At 72.5% G+C, this 14462-nt stretch carries 16 protein-coding genes; 13 read left to right on the forward strand and 3 right to left on the reverse strand.

Features of this window, described 5'->3' with window-relative positions; all coding sequences use genetic code 11:
• The first annotated feature begins 29 nt into the window (after positions 1-29).
• The 3 genes from LG634_RS27580 to LG634_RS27590 are packed head-to-tail and all read left to right on the forward strand — an operon-like array spanning position 30 to position 2986.
• Positions 30-782, forward strand: a complete 753-nt coding sequence (locus tag LG634_RS27580) for a lysophospholipid acyltransferase family protein (protein WP_226737454.1) — start codon at positions 30-32, stop codon at positions 780-782.
• Positions 779-1789 (forward strand): NAD(P)H-dependent glycerol-3-phosphate dehydrogenase, encoded by a 1011-nt coding sequence (locus tag LG634_RS27585; RefSeq protein ID WP_226737456.1) that lies wholly within the window; start codon positions 779-781, stop codon positions 1787-1789. Before LG634_RS27580 ends, LG634_RS27585 begins: the two co-directional genes overlap by 4 nt.
• A 39-nt stretch (positions 1790-1828) precedes the next feature.
• Entirely contained in the window at positions 1829-2986 is a 1158-nt protein-coding gene (locus LG634_RS27590) for a D-alanine--D-alanine ligase family protein (protein ID WP_226737458.1), read from the forward strand.
• Between the two features lie 73 nt (positions 2987-3059).
• On the opposite strand, the gene LG634_RS27595 is transcribed toward LG634_RS27590, so the two are convergent.
• The gene (locus LG634_RS27595; RefSeq protein WP_226737460.1) at positions 3060-3563 is read right to left on the reverse strand and encodes a DUF3515 domain-containing protein; all 504 of its coding nucleotides are present in this window, start codon (positions 3561-3563) and stop codon (positions 3060-3062) included.
• 20 nt (positions 3564-3583) lie between these two features.
• Positions 3584-3817 carry an Lrp/AsnC family transcriptional regulator gene (locus LG634_RS27600; protein WP_226737462.1) on the reverse strand — a complete coding sequence of 78 codons (234 nt, stop codon included), beginning with the start codon at positions 3815-3817 and terminating at the stop codon, positions 3584-3586.
• 263 nt (positions 3818-4080) lie between these two features.
• Here LG634_RS27600 and LG634_RS27605 point away from each other — a divergent pair, with 263 nt between their 5' ends.
• A complete protein-coding gene (locus LG634_RS27605; protein WP_226737464.1) occupies positions 4081-5058 on the forward strand; it encodes a thiamine-phosphate kinase in 978 nt (325 codons plus the stop codon).
• Positions 5055-5858: a bifunctional hydroxymethylpyrimidine kinase/phosphomethylpyrimidine kinase gene (thiD, locus tag LG634_RS27610; protein ID WP_226737466.1), complete on the forward strand. Its 804-nt coding sequence runs from the start codon at positions 5055-5057 to the stop codon at positions 5856-5858. The genes LG634_RS27605 and thiD overlap by 4 nt, the downstream gene beginning before the upstream one ends.
• Positions 5859-5973: 115 nt before the next feature.
• On the opposite strand, the gene rpmB is transcribed toward thiD, so the two are convergent.
• Entirely contained in the window at positions 5974-6159 is a 186-nt protein-coding gene (gene rpmB / locus LG634_RS27615; protein ID WP_016642993.1) for a 50S ribosomal protein L28, read from the reverse strand.
• 244 nt (positions 6160-6403) lie between these two features.
• Here rpmB and LG634_RS27620 point away from each other — a divergent pair, with 244 nt between their 5' ends.
• The 8 genes from LG634_RS27620 to rnc all read left to right on the forward strand — a co-directional run bounded on the left by LG634_RS27620 (position 6404) and on the right by rnc (position 14367).
• A complete protein-coding gene (locus LG634_RS27620) occupies positions 6404-8029 on the forward strand; it encodes a DAK2 domain-containing protein (protein ID WP_226737468.1) in 1626 nt (541 codons plus the stop codon).
• Between the two features lie 49 nt (positions 8030-8078).
• Positions 8079-10292, forward strand: coding sequence for an ATP-dependent DNA helicase RecG (recG, locus tag LG634_RS27625; protein ID WP_226737470.1), 2214 nt, complete (start codon positions 8079-8081; stop codon positions 10290-10292).
• A 53-nt stretch (positions 10293-10345) separates the two neighbouring features.
• The gene (rsmD, locus tag LG634_RS27630; protein WP_226737472.1) at positions 10346-10927 is read left to right on the forward strand and encodes a 16S rRNA (guanine(966)-N(2))-methyltransferase RsmD; all 582 of its coding nucleotides are present in this window, start codon (positions 10346-10348) and stop codon (positions 10925-10927) included.
• 26 nt (positions 10928-10953) lie between these two features.
• The gene (gene coaD / locus LG634_RS27635) at positions 10954-11433 is read left to right on the forward strand and encodes a pantetheine-phosphate adenylyltransferase (protein ID WP_226737474.1); all 480 of its coding nucleotides are present in this window, start codon (positions 10954-10956) and stop codon (positions 11431-11433) included.
• A gap of 94 nt (positions 11434-11527) precedes the next feature.
• Positions 11528-12553 carry a F0F1 ATP synthase subunit B gene (locus LG634_RS27640; protein WP_226737524.1) on the forward strand — a complete coding sequence of 342 codons (1026 nt, stop codon included), beginning with the start codon at positions 11528-11530 and terminating at the stop codon, positions 12551-12553.
• A 152-nt stretch (positions 12554-12705) separates the two neighbouring features.
• On the forward strand, positions 12706-13347 hold the full coding sequence (locus LG634_RS27645; protein WP_308072685.1) for a YceD family protein: 642 nt from the start codon (positions 12706-12708) through the stop codon (positions 13345-13347).
• A 2-nt stretch (positions 13348-13349) separates the two neighbouring features.
• Complete coding sequence (gene rpmF, locus LG634_RS27650) at positions 13350-13523, forward strand: 50S ribosomal protein L32 (protein WP_226737478.1); 174 nt, start codon at positions 13350-13352, stop codon at positions 13521-13523.
• A gap of 19 nt (positions 13524-13542) precedes the next feature.
• A complete protein-coding gene (rnc, locus tag LG634_RS27655; protein ID WP_226737480.1) occupies positions 13543-14367 on the forward strand; it encodes a ribonuclease III in 825 nt (274 codons plus the stop codon).
• Positions 14368-14462: the final 95 nt, after the last annotated feature.

Here is a 14462-nt window from a genome sequence, read left to right on the forward strand (position 1 = left end):
CCGCCCCGGTCCTAGAGGAAGGTGTCCGAGTGTCCCGCCGCAAAATCGGCTTCTGGTACCGCCTGGCGGCGGTCATCGCGAAACCGCCGCTGGTAGTGCTCTTCAAGCGGGACTGGCGGGGAATGGAGCACATTCCGGCCGAGGGCGGATTTATCACCGCGGTCAATCACAACTCGTATCTGGACCCGCTCTCCTACGCGCACTTCCAGTACAACACCGGCCGCGTTCCCCGTTTGCTCGCGAAGGCGGCCCTCTTCAAGGCGCCTTTCGTGGGGTCGATCCTGCGCGGCACCGGCCAGATCCCCGTCTACCGCGAGACCACCAACGCCCTGGACGCATTCCGGGCCGCCGTGGACGCCATTGAGCGCGGGGAATGCGTCGCCTTTTACCCCGAGGGCACCCTCACCAGGGACCCCGACCTGTGGCCGATGGCCGGCAAGACCGGGGCCGCCCGGGTCGCCCTCATGACCAAGGCGCCGGTCATCCCGGTGGCCCAGTGGGGCGCCCACCTCGCCATGCCGCCGTACGCCAAGGAGAACAAGGTCAGCCTGTTCCCCCGCAAGACCCTCCGGGTGCTCGCGGGACCGCCGGTCGACCTCTCCGAGTTCTACGGCCGCGAGGCCACCCCGGAGGTCCTCAAGGAGGCCACCGAGGTCATCATGGCCGCCATCACGGCCCTCCTGGAGGAGCTGCGCGGGGAGCCCGCCCCCGCCGAGCCCTACGACCACCGCAAGGCGCGGGCCGAACAGCGGCGCAAGGCCGCGGGGGAGGGCAAGAAGTGACACGTCCCGTGAAGGCAGCCGTCTTCGGAACCGGCTCCTGGGGCACCGCCTTCGGCATGGTGCTCGCCGACGCCGGCTGCGAGGTGACCCTCTGGGGCCGCCGCCAAGAGCTGGCCGACGCCGTCAACAACGGCCGCACCAACCCGGACTACCTCCCGGACACGGTGCTGCCGGAGAACCTCCGCGCCACCACCGACCCGGCCGAGGCCGCCGCCGGCGCCGACTTCACCGTCCTGGCCGTGCCCTCCCAGACCCTGCGCGGCAACCTCGCCGCCTGGACCCCGCTGCTCGCGCCCGACACCGTGCTCGTCTCCCTGATGAAGGGCATCGAACTCGGCACCGCCAAGCGGATGAGCGAGGTCGTCGAGGAGGTCGCCAAGGTCCCCGCCGAGCGCGTCGCCGTCGTCACCGGCCCCAACCTGGCCCGCGAGATCGCCGCCCGGCAGCCCGCCGCCTCCGTCGTGGCCTGCATCGACGAGACCGTCGCCCAGCGCCTCCAGGCCGCCTGCCACACCCCGTACTTCCGCCCGTACACCAACACCGACGTGGTCGGCTGCGAGCTGGGCGGCGCCGTCAAGAACGTCATCGGCCTCGCCGTCGGCATCGCGGACGGCATGGGCCTCGGCGACAACACCAAGGGCTCGCTCATCACCCGCGGCCTCGCCGAAACCACCCGCCTCGGACTGGCCATGGGCGCCGACCCGCTGACCTTCTCCGGCCTCGCGGGCCTCGGCGACCTCGTCGCCACCTGCTCCTCGCCGCTCTCCCGGAACCACACCTTCGGCACCAACCTCGGCCGCGGGATGACCCTGGAAGAGACCATCGCGGTCACCAAGCAGACCGCCGAGGGCGTCAAGTCCTGCCAGTCGGTGGCCGATCTGGCCCGCCGCCACGGCGTCGACATGCCCATCACGGACACCGTGGTCGACATCGTCCACAACGGGAAGCCGCCGCTCGTCGCGCTCAAGGAACTCATGGCCCGCAGCGCCAAACCGGAACGCCGCTGACACCTTTCCGGACGTCTGAGCGGGTACCCTCGGTGCGATATGAGCAGCGAGAACCTCCCCCAGACCCCTGAGCAGCAGGGCCGCAAGCCCCGCGTCGCCGTCGTGTTCGGCGGACGCAGCTCCGAGCACGCCATCTCCGTCGTCACCGCCGGCGCCGTCCTGCGCTCCATCGACCGTTCGAAGTACGAGGTGCTGCCCATCGGCATCACCCGGGACGGCCGGTGGGCGCTGACCGCCGACGCCCCCGAGCGGATGGCCATCGCCGACCGCACGCTGCCGGACGTCGAGGAGCTCGCCGAATCCGACGAGGGCGGCGTCGTCCTGCCCGTGGACCCCGCCAGCCGCGAGGTCGTCTACACCGAGCCCGGCGCCGTCCCCAAGGCCCTCGGCGAGGTCGACGTCGTCTTCCCCATGCTCCACGGCCCCTACGGCGAGGACGGCACCCTCCAGGGCCTGCTCGAACTCTCCGGGATCCCCTACGTGGGCTCCGGCGTGCTCGCCTCGGCCGTCGGCCAGGACAAGGAGTACATGAAGCGGGTCTTCACCAGCTTCGGCCTCCCCGTCGGCCCGTACGTCACCGTCCGCCCCCGCGAGTGGGAGCAGGACCGGGACGGCGCCCGCAAGCGGATCGTGGACTTCGCCGGCGAGCACGGCTGGCCGCTGTTCGTGAAGCCGGCCCGGGCCGGCTCCTCCATCGGCATCACCAAGGTCGACGACCTCTCCGGCCTCGACGAGGCCATCGAGGAAGCCCGCCGCCACGACCCGAAGATCCTCGTCGAGGCGCTGCTGCGCGGCCGCGAGATCGAGTGCGGCGTGCTGGAGTTCGAGGACGGCCCGCGCGCCAGCGTGCCCGCCGAGATCCCGCCGGTCTCCAGCCACGACTTCTACGACTTCGAGGCGAAGTACATCGACTCGGCGTCCGGGATCGTGCCCGCTCCGCTCACCCCCGAGCAGACCGCCGAGATCCAGCGGCTGGCCGTCGACGCCTTCGAGGCCGCCTCCTGCGAGGGCCTGGTCCGCGCCGACTTCTTCCTCACCGAGGACGGCACGTTCGTCATCAACGAGATCAACACGATGCCGGGCTTCACGCCGATCTCCATGTACCCGCGCATGTGGCAGGAGTCGGGCGTCTCGTACGCCGAGCTGGTCGACCGGCTCATCCAAGCGGCGATGAACCGCCCGACCGGACTGCGCTGACCCGCCGACGCCCCACGACCGCCCGCCGGGTTCCCCCCGGCGGGCGGCCGCACGTCGGGCCCCGGCCGCGGCCTCAGTGCAAGGACGAACCGGCGGGAATGGCCTTCGCGATGGCCGGCCCCAGCGGAACCAGCAGTCCGGCGTCCGTGGCGTGCGCCTTGTCGACCACGACCTCGACGTACGCCTGCCGGCCGCCGGTGACGAACCGGAACGAGCCGTCGGCCCGCTGCTTCTCGATCAGCCAGCCGACGCCGTTCACCTCGACCTGACCGGTGGTCGCGGTCGCGAGAATCAGGTCGACGGGTTTCGGGATGCCGCAGCGCAGTACGATCGCTCCGCCGCCCCACGCGGCGGTCAGACCCGACGCGGGCACGGTGGCAGAACGGTCCTCGCCGGCCACCGTCTCCGGAAGCTCCCCGTGCAACGCCGCACAGAGCTCCGCGACGTCCGCGGGCGGGGCAGGCGGAGGTTCCACCTGCGCACGCACGTCACCTGAGGAGCACCCTGCGAGGGCCGCGAGCAGAGCGGCGGCCGACGCGGGCAGCAGGAGGAAGGGCCGGCGGCGGAAGAACGTCACCGGCCAAGACTAGACGGGGGCTACAGATGGACGACCGGGCAGGTCAGGGTGCGGGTGATCCCCTCCACCTGCTGGACCTTGGCGACCACCATGCGACCGAGGTCGTCGACGGTGTCGGCCTGCGCCCGGACGATCACGTCGTACGGGCCCGTCACGTCCTCCGCCTGGATCACCCCCGGGATCTTGGCGATGGACTCGGCGACCAGCGACGCCTTGCCCACCTCGGTCTGGATGAGGATGTACGCCTGTACCACGGAACCTCCAGGGCGGCCACGAGGATGATCTCCCCTAACCTTCGGGTGGGGACGGCCCCGGCCCGGACACGGACACGGCGGGACGGCCCCAGGGAAGAAGGGACGCCACGGTACCGCGTCGCCGACTGCCGGGGGGAGACCCCCGGGTACGGCGCCGCGCCCACCGGGGCGTACGGGGAGCAGAAGTTGACGTATCTGTTGACGGTACCTACAGCAGTGACGGCTCGCGACCGCAAGCCCACTGGGCCAGAAGGAGCACAGCGATGAAGGGCACTGTGGGCGAGCTGGGGGAGTTCGGGCTCATCAGAGAGCTCACCTCCCGGCTCACCACCACCCCGGCGGTACGACTGGGACCCGGCGACGACGCCGCGGTCGTGTCGGCACCCGACCGGCGGGTCGTGGCGAGCACGGACATCCTCCTGGAGGGCAGGCACTTCCGCCGGGACTGGTCCACCGCCTACGACGTCGGCCGCAAGGCCGCCGCACAGAACCTGGCCGACATCGCCGCCATGGGCGCCGTGCCCACCGCGCTGCTGCTCGGCCTCGTCGTCCCGGCCGAACTGCCGGTGACCTGGCCGACCGAGCTGATGGACGGCCTGCGCGACGAGTGCCAGGTCGCCGGGGCCGCCGTGGTCGGCGGGGACGTCGTACGCGGCGACACCATCACGGTCGCCATCACCGCGCTCGGCGACCTGCGCAACCACGAACCCGTCACCCGCGCCGGCGCCCAGCCCGGCGACGTCGTGGCGGTCACCGGCTGGCTCGGCTGGTCCGCGGCCGGCTTCGCGATCCTCTCGCGCGGCTTCCGCTCCCCGCGGGCCTTCGTCGAGGCGCACCGCCGCCCGGAGCCCCCGTACCACGCGGGTCCCGCGGCCGCCGGGCTCGGCGCCACCGCGATGACGGACGTCAGCGACGGCCTGGTCGCCGACCTCGGGCACATCGCCGAGGCCAGCAAGGTCCGCATCGACCTGCGCTCGGCCGCCATCGACGTGCCCACGCAGATGAACGACATCGGCCAGGCCGTCGGCGTGGACCCGCTCCAGTGGGTGCTCACCGGCGGCGAGGACCACGCGATCGTCGCGACCTTCCCGCCGGACGTGAAGCTCCCGGCCCGCTGGAAGGTCATCGGAGAGGTCCTGCACCCGTCCGCACAGCCCCAGGTGACCGTGGACGGCGCGCCCTGGACCAGCACCGGCGGCTGGGACCACTTCGGCGGCGAGATCGAGGACGTCAACCCGTGACCGCGCTGCCGCCGCGCTGCCTCACCGTCGCCGGATCCGACTCCGGCGGCGGCGCGGGCATCCAGGCCGACCTCAAGACCATGCTGGCGCTCGGCGTGCACGGGATGAGCGTGGTCACCGCCGTGACCGCCCAGAACTCCGTGGGCGTGCACGGGGTCTGGGAACTGCCCCCGGAGGCCGTCACGGCCCAGTACCGGGCCGTCGTGGACGACATCGGAGTCCAGGCCGTCAAGACCGGCATGCTCGCCTCGGCCGCGCTCGTGGAGACGGTCGCCGGGCTGCTGCACGAGACCGGCGCCCCGGCCGTCGTCGACCCGGTCGGCGTCTCCAAGCACGGCGACCCGCTGCTGGCGCAGTCCGCGCTGGACGCCGTACGGACCCTGCTGCTGCCCGCGGCCACCGTCGCCACGCCCAACCTGGACGAAGTGGCGCAGCTCACCGGCATCCGCGCGGAGACCGAGGACGACCTGCGGCGGGCCGCCGACGCCGTGCTCGGCTTCGGCCCCCGCTGGGCGCTGATCAAGGGCGGCCACCTGCCGGCCGCCGCGGACGCGGTGGACCTGCTCACCGACGGCACCGAGGAGCACTGGCTGCGGGCCCCGCGCGGCGCCAACCGGCACACCCACGGCACCGGCTGCACCCTCGCCAGCGCCGTCGCCGCCGGCCTGGCCGCGGGCCTCGCCGTGCCGGCCGCGGTGGCCGCCGCGAAGGAGTACGTCACCGGCGCGATCCGGGCCGGCTTCGCGCTCGGCGCGGGCATCGGCCCGGTCGATCACGCCTGGCGGCTGCGCACCGCATGACCCCGGGAGCGGGTGCCCGGCCGGGCACCCGCTCCGGAAAAGGCGGAAAGCCGGCCCGCCAGAGGCGGACCGGCTTTCGAGGCAACCGGAAAGGGCTGCGCTACGACGTGAAGCGTCAGCGCGAGACCTTGCCGGCCTTGATGCACGAGGTGCAGGCGTTGAGGCGCTTCGGCGTCCCACTGACCACGGCACGCACACGCTGGATGTTCGGGTTCCAGCGACGGGGCGTACGGCGGTGCGAGTGCGAGATGTTGTTGCCGAAGCCCGGCCCCTTGCCGCAAACGTCGCAGTTGGCAGCCACAGGTCACTCCAAAGACTTCAGATGCACTTACAGTGAAATCCGGCGCACCGGAATCAGAGATCTGAAGTGGTTTGCCGGGGGATGGCCCGATTCGCATCGGGCAACCGGAGCAGCATACAACGACTGCTTCGGTCCAAGAAAACTACCACGGCTTCCGCGGCCTTGGCTCCGGGAGGTACCCCGCGACCCCCGCCCCCCTTCGTTACGCTGCGGTGCAGACCGCCCGCCCAAGGAGGAACACCAGGTGCCGCACCCGCCGCAGACCCTCGACGCCGCTGCGGTGCACACCTGGAGCTCGCTGGCCGTGTCCGCCCTGGGCCGGGCCCGCGAGGACATCGACGCGATCAACGTCTACCCGGTCGCCGACTGCGACACCGGCACCAACCTCCTGATGACCGCCGAATCCGGTGCCCGGGAAGTCGCCGCCGCCTTCGGCCGGGACGGCGCCGCCCCCACTCCGGGCGAGGCCCTCCGGGCGTACGCGCACGGCGCCCTCATAGGCGCCCGCGGCAACTCCGGCACCATCCTCGCCCAGCTCCTGCGCGGCCTGGCCGAGGCCCTGGCCGGGGAGTCCGCCGGGTCCGGCCCGGACCTGGCCCGCGCCCTGCACCGGGCCGCCGCATCCGGCTACCAGGCCGTCGCCCACCCCGTCGAGGGCACCATGCTCACCGTCGCCGCGGCCGCCGCACGGGCCGCCGCGGCCGCCGGCGACGCGAGCCCGGACGCCGTGGCCCGCGCCGCCTACGACGGGGCGCGGGCCGCCCTCGACCGCACCCCCGGCCAGCTCGGCGTCCTCGGCGCCGCCGGGGTCGTCGACGCCGGCGGCTGCGGCGTCGTCGCCGTCCTCGGCGCCCTCTGGCAGACCCTGTCCGGACGGGAACCCGGCCCCGGACCGGCCCTCACCCGTCCCGCAGCCCCCGCACCCGCATCCGCCGGCGGCCCCTGCGACGCCGCCCACCACGAAGGCCCCCGCTACGAGGTGGTCTACCTCCTCGACGCCGAGGACCCGGCCGTCGAGCGGCTGCGCACCGCCCTCGACTCCCTCGGCGACTCCCTCGTCGTGGTCGGCGGCGGCGGACTGTGGAACGTGCACGTCCACGTCGACGACCCCGGCGCGGCCGTCGAAGCCGGCGTCGAGGCCGGCCGGCCGCACCGGATCCGCATCACCCACTTCGGCGACCAGCGGCTGCAGGCCCGCGGCGAACGCGCCCAGCGCGCCGTCGTCGCCGTCGTCGCCGGCGAAGGACTCGCGGACCTCTGCGGCGAGGCCGGTGCCACCACCGTCCCGGTCCGCCCCGGCGAGCCGCCCACCGCCGCGGAACTCCTCGACGCCGTCCACCGCGCGCACGCCCGCGAGGTCGTCCTGCTGCCCAACGACGCCGAACTCCGCCAGGCCGCCGCCACGGCCGCCGAACAGGCCCGAGGCGAGGGCGTACGGGTCGCCCTGATCCCCACCCGGTCCGCGGTCCAGGGCCTCGCCGCCCTCGCCGTCCACGATCCGGACGGCAGCTTCGACGAGGACGTCGTCGCCATGACAGCCGCCGCCGGCGCCACCCGCTACGGCGAACTCGCCGTCGCCGAACGCCGGTCCTTCACCTCCGCCGGCATCTGCCAGGCCGGGGACGTCCTCGGCCTCATCGACGGCGACGTCGCCGTCATCGGCACCGAACTCCCCGGCACCGCCGAAGCCGTCCTCCAGCGGATGCTCGGCTCCGGCGGTGAACTCGTCACCCTCGTCCTCGGCCCCGACGTCCCCGACGCGCTCGCCGACCGCCTCCAGGACTACGTACGCGAGCGCCACCTCGCCGTCGACACCGTCACCTACCGCGGCGGCCGGCACTCCGCACCGCTGCTCATCGGCGTCGAATAGGGCCGCCCGCCCCGCACCGGCGGCGCCGGGCCGCCCCGCTGTCGGTCCCATGGTGTGGAATGAGGGCGTGCCCGCGCTCGACGAACCGCTCAAGAAGACGCTCGGCCCCGCCACCGCCAAGGTGCTGGCCGAACACCTCGGCCTGCACACGGTCGGCGACCTGCTGCACCACTACCCGCGCCGGTACGCCGAACGCGGCGAGCTGACCCCGCTCGCCGGCCTCGGAGACCAGCTCGACGAGCACGTCACCGTCGTCGCCCAGGTGGCCGAGGCCCGCGTGCTGACCTTCAACGGCGGCCGCGGCAAGCGCCTCGAAGTCACCATTACCGACGGCAGCGGCCGCCTCCAGCTGGTCTTCTTCGGCAAGGGCGTCCACAAGCCGCACAAGGACCTGCAGCCCGGCAGCCGCGCGATGTTCGCCGGCAAGGTCTCGGTCTTCAACCGCAAGCTGCAGCTCGCCCACCCCGCGTACGAGCCGCTCGGCGGCGACGCGGGCGACGCCGACGCCGTCGACGCCTTCGCCGGCCGGCTGATCCCGATCTACCCCGCCTGCAAGCAGCTGGAGTCCTGGAAGATCGCCAAGGCGGTCGACGCGGTGCTGCCCAGCGCCCAGGACGCCGACGACCCGCTGCCGCCCGCCCTCCGCGACGGCCGCGGCCTGGTCCCGCTCCCCGAGGCCCTGCTCCGGATCCACCGGCCGCACACCAAGGCCGACATCGACGCGGCCCGGCAGCGCCTCAAATGGGACGAGGCCTTCGTCCTCCAGGTCGCCCTGGCCCGCCGCCGGTTCGCCGAGACCCAGCTCCCGGCGGTACCGCGGCGGCCCGCGCCCGGCGGCCTCCTCGACGCGTTCGACGCCAGGCTGCCCTTCACCCTCACCGAAGGCCAGCAGACCGTCTCGAAGGAGATCTTCGACGACCTCGCCACCGACCACCCCATGCACCGCCTCCTCCAGGGCGAGGTCGGCTCGGGAAAGACCATGGTCGCCCTCCGCGCCATGCTCGCCGTCGTCGACTCCGGCGGGCAGGCCGCCATGCTCGCCCCCACCGAAGTGCTCGCCCAGCAGCACCACCGGTCGATCACCGAGATGATGGGCGAGCTCGCCGAAGGCGGCATGCTCGGCGGTGCCGAGCAGGGCACCAAAGTGGTGCTGCTCACCGGGTCGATGGGCGTGCCCGCCCGCCGCCGGGCCCTCCTCGACCTCGTCACCGGCGAGGCCGGCATCGTCATCGGGACCCACGCCCTCATCGAGGACAAGGTCCAGTTCCACGACCTCGGCCTGGTCGTCGTCGACGAGCAGCACCGCTTCGGCGTCGAGCAGCGCGACGCCCTGCGCGGCAAGGGCAAGCAGCCCCCGCACCTGCTGGTCATGACCGCCACCCCGATCCCGCGGACCGTCGCCATGACCGTCTTCGGCGACCTGGAGACCTCCGTACTCGACCAGCTGCCCGCCGGCCGCTCGCCCATCGCCACCCACGTCGTGCCCGCCAAGGACAAGCCGCACTTCCTCAGCCGCGCCTGGGAACGGGTCCGCGAAGAGGTCGGCAACGGCCACCAGGCGTACGTGGTCTGCCCGCGGATCGGCGACGACGCCGACGAGGCCGCCGCGGCCAAGGCCCGCAAGTCCGCCGAGGACGAGGCGGAGAAGCGGCCCCCGCTCGCCGTCCTCGACACCGCCGAGCAGCTCGCGAAGGGCCCGCTCGCCGGTCTCGCCGTCGAGGTGCTGCACGGCCGGATGGACCCCGCCGACAAGGACGACGTGATGCGCCGGTTCGCCGCCGGCGAGGTCCAGGTCCTCGTCGCCACCACCGTCATCGAGGTCGGGGTGAACGTGCCGAACTCCACCGTCATGGTGATCATGGACGCCGACCGGTTCGGCGTCTCCCAGCTGCACCAGCTCCGCGGCCGGGTCGGCCGCGGCTCCGCCCCCGGGCTGTGCCTGCTGGTCACCGAGATGCCCGAGGCCGCCCCCGCCCGCGCCCGGCTCGGCGCCGTCGCCGCCACCCTCGACGGCTTCGAACTCTCCCGCATCGACCTCGAACAGCGCCGCGAGGGCGACGTCCTCGGCCAGGCCCAGTCCGGAGTGCGGTCCTCGCTGCGGATGCTCGCCGTCATCGAGGACGAGGAGGTCATCGCCCAGGCCCGAGAAGAGGCCGTCCGGGTCGTCGCCGCCGACCCCGGACTCGCCGGGCTGCCCGCCCTGCGGACCGCCCTGGACGCCCTCCTCGACGCCGAGCGGGAGCAGTACCTGGAGAAGGGCTGACCCGGACGACCTATCGTGGAGTTGCCCCTGCCCGCCCGACGAAGGAAACCCTGATGACCCGCGTGATCGCCGGTGTGGCCGGCGGCCGCCGGCTCGCCGTACCGCCCGGCACCGGCACCCGTCCGACCTCGGACCGGGCGCGGGAGGGCCTGTTCTCCACGTGGGAGTCGCTCCACGGGGTCGACGGGGCCCGCGTCCTCGACCTCTACGGCGGCTCCGGAGCCGTGGGACTCGAAGCCCTCTCCCGCGGCGCCGCCCACACCCTGCTCGTCGAGGCCGACCCCAGGGCCGCGAAGGCCATCCGCGACAACATCAGCGCCCTCGGCCTGCCCGGCGCCGAGTTCCGGGCGGGCAAGGCCGAGCAGATCGTGGCGGGCCCGGCGCCCGCCGAGGCGTACGACATCGTCTTCCTCGACCCGCCGTACGCCGTCACCAATGATGATCTTCGAGAGATCCTGCTCACACTCCGCGCCCAGGGCTGGCTCACGGACGACGCGCTCGTCACCGTGGAGCGCAGCACCCGAGGCGGGCCGTTCCCCTGGCCCGACGGCTTCGACCCCCTGAGGTCCCGGCGCTACGGCGAAGGCACCCTTTGGTACGGTCGCGCCGCCTCAACCAGCGAAAACGCATCATGACCGGACCGGAGAGCGAGGGAGTTCGCGTGCGCCGCGCCGTCTGTCCGGGGTCCTTCGACCCCATCACCAACGGACATCTGGACATCATCGGACGAGCCTCGAAGCTGTACGACGTCGTACACGTGGCCGTGATGATCAACTCGTCCAAGCAGGGCCTGTTCACCGTCGAGGAGCGGATCGAGCTGATCCGCGAGGTCACCGCCGACTACGGCAACGTCGAGGTCGAGTCCTTCCACGGCCTGCTCGTCGACTTCTGCAAGCAGCGCGACATCCCCGCCATCGTCAAGGGCCTGCGGGCGGTCAGCGACTTCGACTACGAGCTGCAGATGGCCCAGATGAACAACGGGCTCACCGGCGTCGAGACCCTGTTCGTCCCGACCAACCCCACGTACAGCTTCCTGTCCTCCTCGCTGGTCAAGGAGGTCGCGGCCTGGGGCGGGGACGTGACCCACCTGCTGCCCCCGGCCGTCAACACCGCCCTGGTCGAACGCCTGGCCGGCCGCTGACGTCCCCGCATCCGGTGTCGGACGGCCGCCTGCTCCCCGTACAGTCGTGCCGTCCGTCTCTGGAACAGCCGAGGCCGAGAGAGTGCGAGCACAGGTGGACGTGCAGAAGAAGCTCGACGAGATCGTCGAGACGGTCGGCAGCGCCCGGTCCATGCCCATGTCGGCCTCGTGCGTGGTCAACCGCGCCGAGCTGCTCGCGCTGCTGGAAGAGGTGCGCCAGGCCCTGCCCGGCTCCCTCGCCCAGGCCCAGCAGCTCATCGGCGGCCGGGACCAGCTCGTGGAGGACGCCCGCCAGGAGGCCGATCGGATCATCGAGTCTGCCCGCCTGCAGCGCGGCACCCTGATCTCCGACACCGAAGTGGCCCGCAGCTCCCGCGCCGAGGCCGACCGGATCCTCGACGACGCCCGCCGGCAGGCCGAGGAGATCCGCGCCGAGGCCGACGACTACGTGGACAGCAAGCTCGCCAACTTCGAGGCCGTCCTCACCAAGACCATCGGGTCCGTCGAGCGCGGCCGCGGCAAGCTCCTCGGCCACGAACCCGGCCTGGCCGACGAGGGCTTCGGCTCCGCCGACGACTACATGGCCGCCAAGCTCGGCGCCTTCGAGGCCGTCCTCGCCAAGACCCTGGAGGCCGTCGGCCGCGGCCGCCAGAAGCTCGTCGGCCGGGTCCCCAGCGACGACCTCGGCGAGCACCTGGCCGCCCAGGACGCCGCCGGCGGCCTGCGCACCGCCACCAGCGACGCCGACTTCCTCGCCGGGCTCGCCGAACCCGCCCCGGCCATCCCCGCCCAGGCCCAGCCGGAGCCCGCGTACGAGCCCTACGCCCCGGCCGCGTACGCCGCCCCCGTCCCGCAGCAGGACCCGTACGGCTACCAGGACCCCTACGGCTACGCCCAGCAGCCGCAGCCCGACCCGTACGGCTACGGGCAGCAGCCCGACCCGTACGCCGCCTACGGGCAGCCCCAGGAAGCCGTGCAGTACGGCCACCAGGTGCACCAGGGCGGTCCGGCCGGGCACCCGCAGGCGCCGCACGGCGGCGGGTCGCTCGACGAGACCAGCTTCTTCGACACCAGCATGATCAACCTGGACCAGGTGCGCGCCTACGAGCAGGGGCGGTAGTCCGGACACGGGCCCGGATTGGGCCCAGAGCGAAGCGCCGGGTATCCTGGCTCTTCGGTCGCGCGTATGCAACCGCGATCACTGCTGCCCCCAGGTGCCTCGACTCCGGCATTCCGGCAGCTTCCCCAGCGAATCCGAAAGCAGGACCAGCCCTGAACCGCCACCTCGACCACCGCAACCCTCTCGTGTTCGACGTACACGAGCTGGGCCGGCGTCCTGGTGCGATGCAGAAGGTGTCCCGCACGGTGCCCGCTCCGGCGGACCTCGGTCTCGCCGGTGTCATCGGAGTGCCGGAAGGCTCTTCGGTGCAGATGGGACTCCGCCTGGAGTCGGTCATGGAAGGGGTGCTTGTCACAGGCATCTCCCGTGCATCGGCCGTGGGGGAGTGCGTAAGGTGTCTGGAGCCGCTCGAGCGTGAGCTCAACGCGCGCTTCCAGGAACTGTTCTCGTACCCTGACGCCGATGGCCGGGGCCGCCCTGTGGCGGAACCGGGCGACGACGCCGAGGAAGACGAGGACAGGTACTTCCTCGAGGACGACTTGTTCGACCTCGAACCCCTGCTGCGGGATGCGGTCGTGCTTGCACTGCCGTCGCAGCCGGTGTGCCGGGAGGACTGTCTCGGTCTGTGCCCCCAGTGCGGGGTCAGCCTGAACGAGGACCCGGACCACCACCACGACGCCGTCGACATCCGTTGGGCGGCACTGCAGGGACTCGTCGCGACCGATCAGGCCGACGAGAAGGACAACGTGAACGGCGCCGCTGAACCGGGCGTCGACGAGAAGCAGGAGAAGTAGCCGTGGCTGTTCCGAAGCGGAAGATGTCGCGCAGCAACACGCGCCACCGCCGGTCGCAGTGGAAGGCTGCGGTCCCCACCCTGGTGGCGTGCGAGAGCTGCCAGGAGCCGAAGCTGCAGCACATCGCGTGCCCGAGCTGCGGCACCTACAACAAGCGCCAGGTCCTCTCGGTCTGAGTGGCTGGTGAGAGGCGCAATGTCTGACGTTGCCGGCAGTAAGAAGCAGGCAGACAACAGCAACGCGGCCTCGTCCCACACGCTTCTGGAAGGGCGGCTCGGGTATCAGCTCGAGTCCGCCCTTCTGGTGCGTGCCCTGACCCACCGTTCGTACGCGTACGAGAACGGCGGTCTGCCCACCAACGAGCGGCTGGAGTTCCTCGGGGACTCCGTGCTCGGCCTGGTGGTCACGGACACGCTGTACCGCACCCACCCCGACCTGCCCGAAGGCCAGCTGGCCAAGCTGCGGGCCGCGGTGGTCAACTCGCGTGCGCTGGCGGAGGTCGGGCGCGGCCTCGAACTCGGCTCCTTCATCCGGCTCGGCCGGGGCGAAGAGGGCACGGGCGGCCGGGACAAGGCCTCGATCCTCGCCGACACCCTTGAAGCGGTGATCGGCGCGGTCTACCTCGACCAGGGCCTCGACGCGGCCTCGGAGCTGGTGCACCGGCTCTTCGACCCGCTGATCGAGAAGTCCTCCAACCTCGGTGCGGGACTGGACTGGAAGACCAGCCTCCAGGAACTCACCGCGGCCGAAGGCCTTGGCGTGCCCGAGTACCTGGTCACCGAGACCGGTCCGGACCACGAGAAGACCTTCACTGCTGCCGCCCGCGTCGGTGGTGTCTCGTACGGCACCGGCACCGGCCGCAGCAAGAAGGAAGCTGAGCAGCAGGCGGCGGAGTCCGCCTGGCGCGCGATTCGCGCCGCTGCGGACGAGCGGATCGCGGCCCAGGCCGCGGCCGAGTCGGCCGCCGGGGCGGGCAGCGATGGCGGGACGCCGACCCCCGCCGACGCCCCCGCCTCCTGACGCTTCCTTCACGGAGCATTCCTCGGAACGGCCCCGCCGCACCCACCGTGCGGCGGGGCCGTTCTGCATGCCGGACGGGCCCGATAGGCTGACCG

Origin of the sequence: Streptomyces bambusae, from assembly GCF_020532645.1 — a bacterium.
GTDB classification, from domain to species: domain Bacteria; phylum Actinomycetota; class Actinomycetes; order Streptomycetales; family Streptomycetaceae; genus Streptomyces; species Streptomyces bambusae.

Bases quoted from the DNA above. Each gene is read 5' to 3' on its own strand.
- LG634_RS27590 (WP_226737458.1), top strand. From the start codon at position 1,829: ATGAGCAGCGAGAACCTCCCCCAGACCCCTGAGCAGCAGGGCCGCAAG.
- LG634_RS27605 (WP_226737464.1), top strand. From the start codon at position 4,081: ATGAAGGGCACTGTGGGCGAGCTGGGGGAGTTCGGGCTCATCAGAGAG.
- recG (WP_226737470.1), top strand. From the start codon at position 8,079: ATGGTGTGGAATGAGGGCGTGCCCGCGCTCGACGAACCGCTCAAGAAG.
- rsmD (WP_226737472.1), top strand. From the start codon at position 10,346: ATGACCCGCGTGATCGCCGGTGTGGCCGGCGGCCGCCGGCTCGCCGTA.
- rnc (WP_226737480.1), top strand. From the start codon at position 13,543: ATGTCTGACGTTGCCGGCAGTAAGAAGCAGGCAGACAACAGCAACGCG.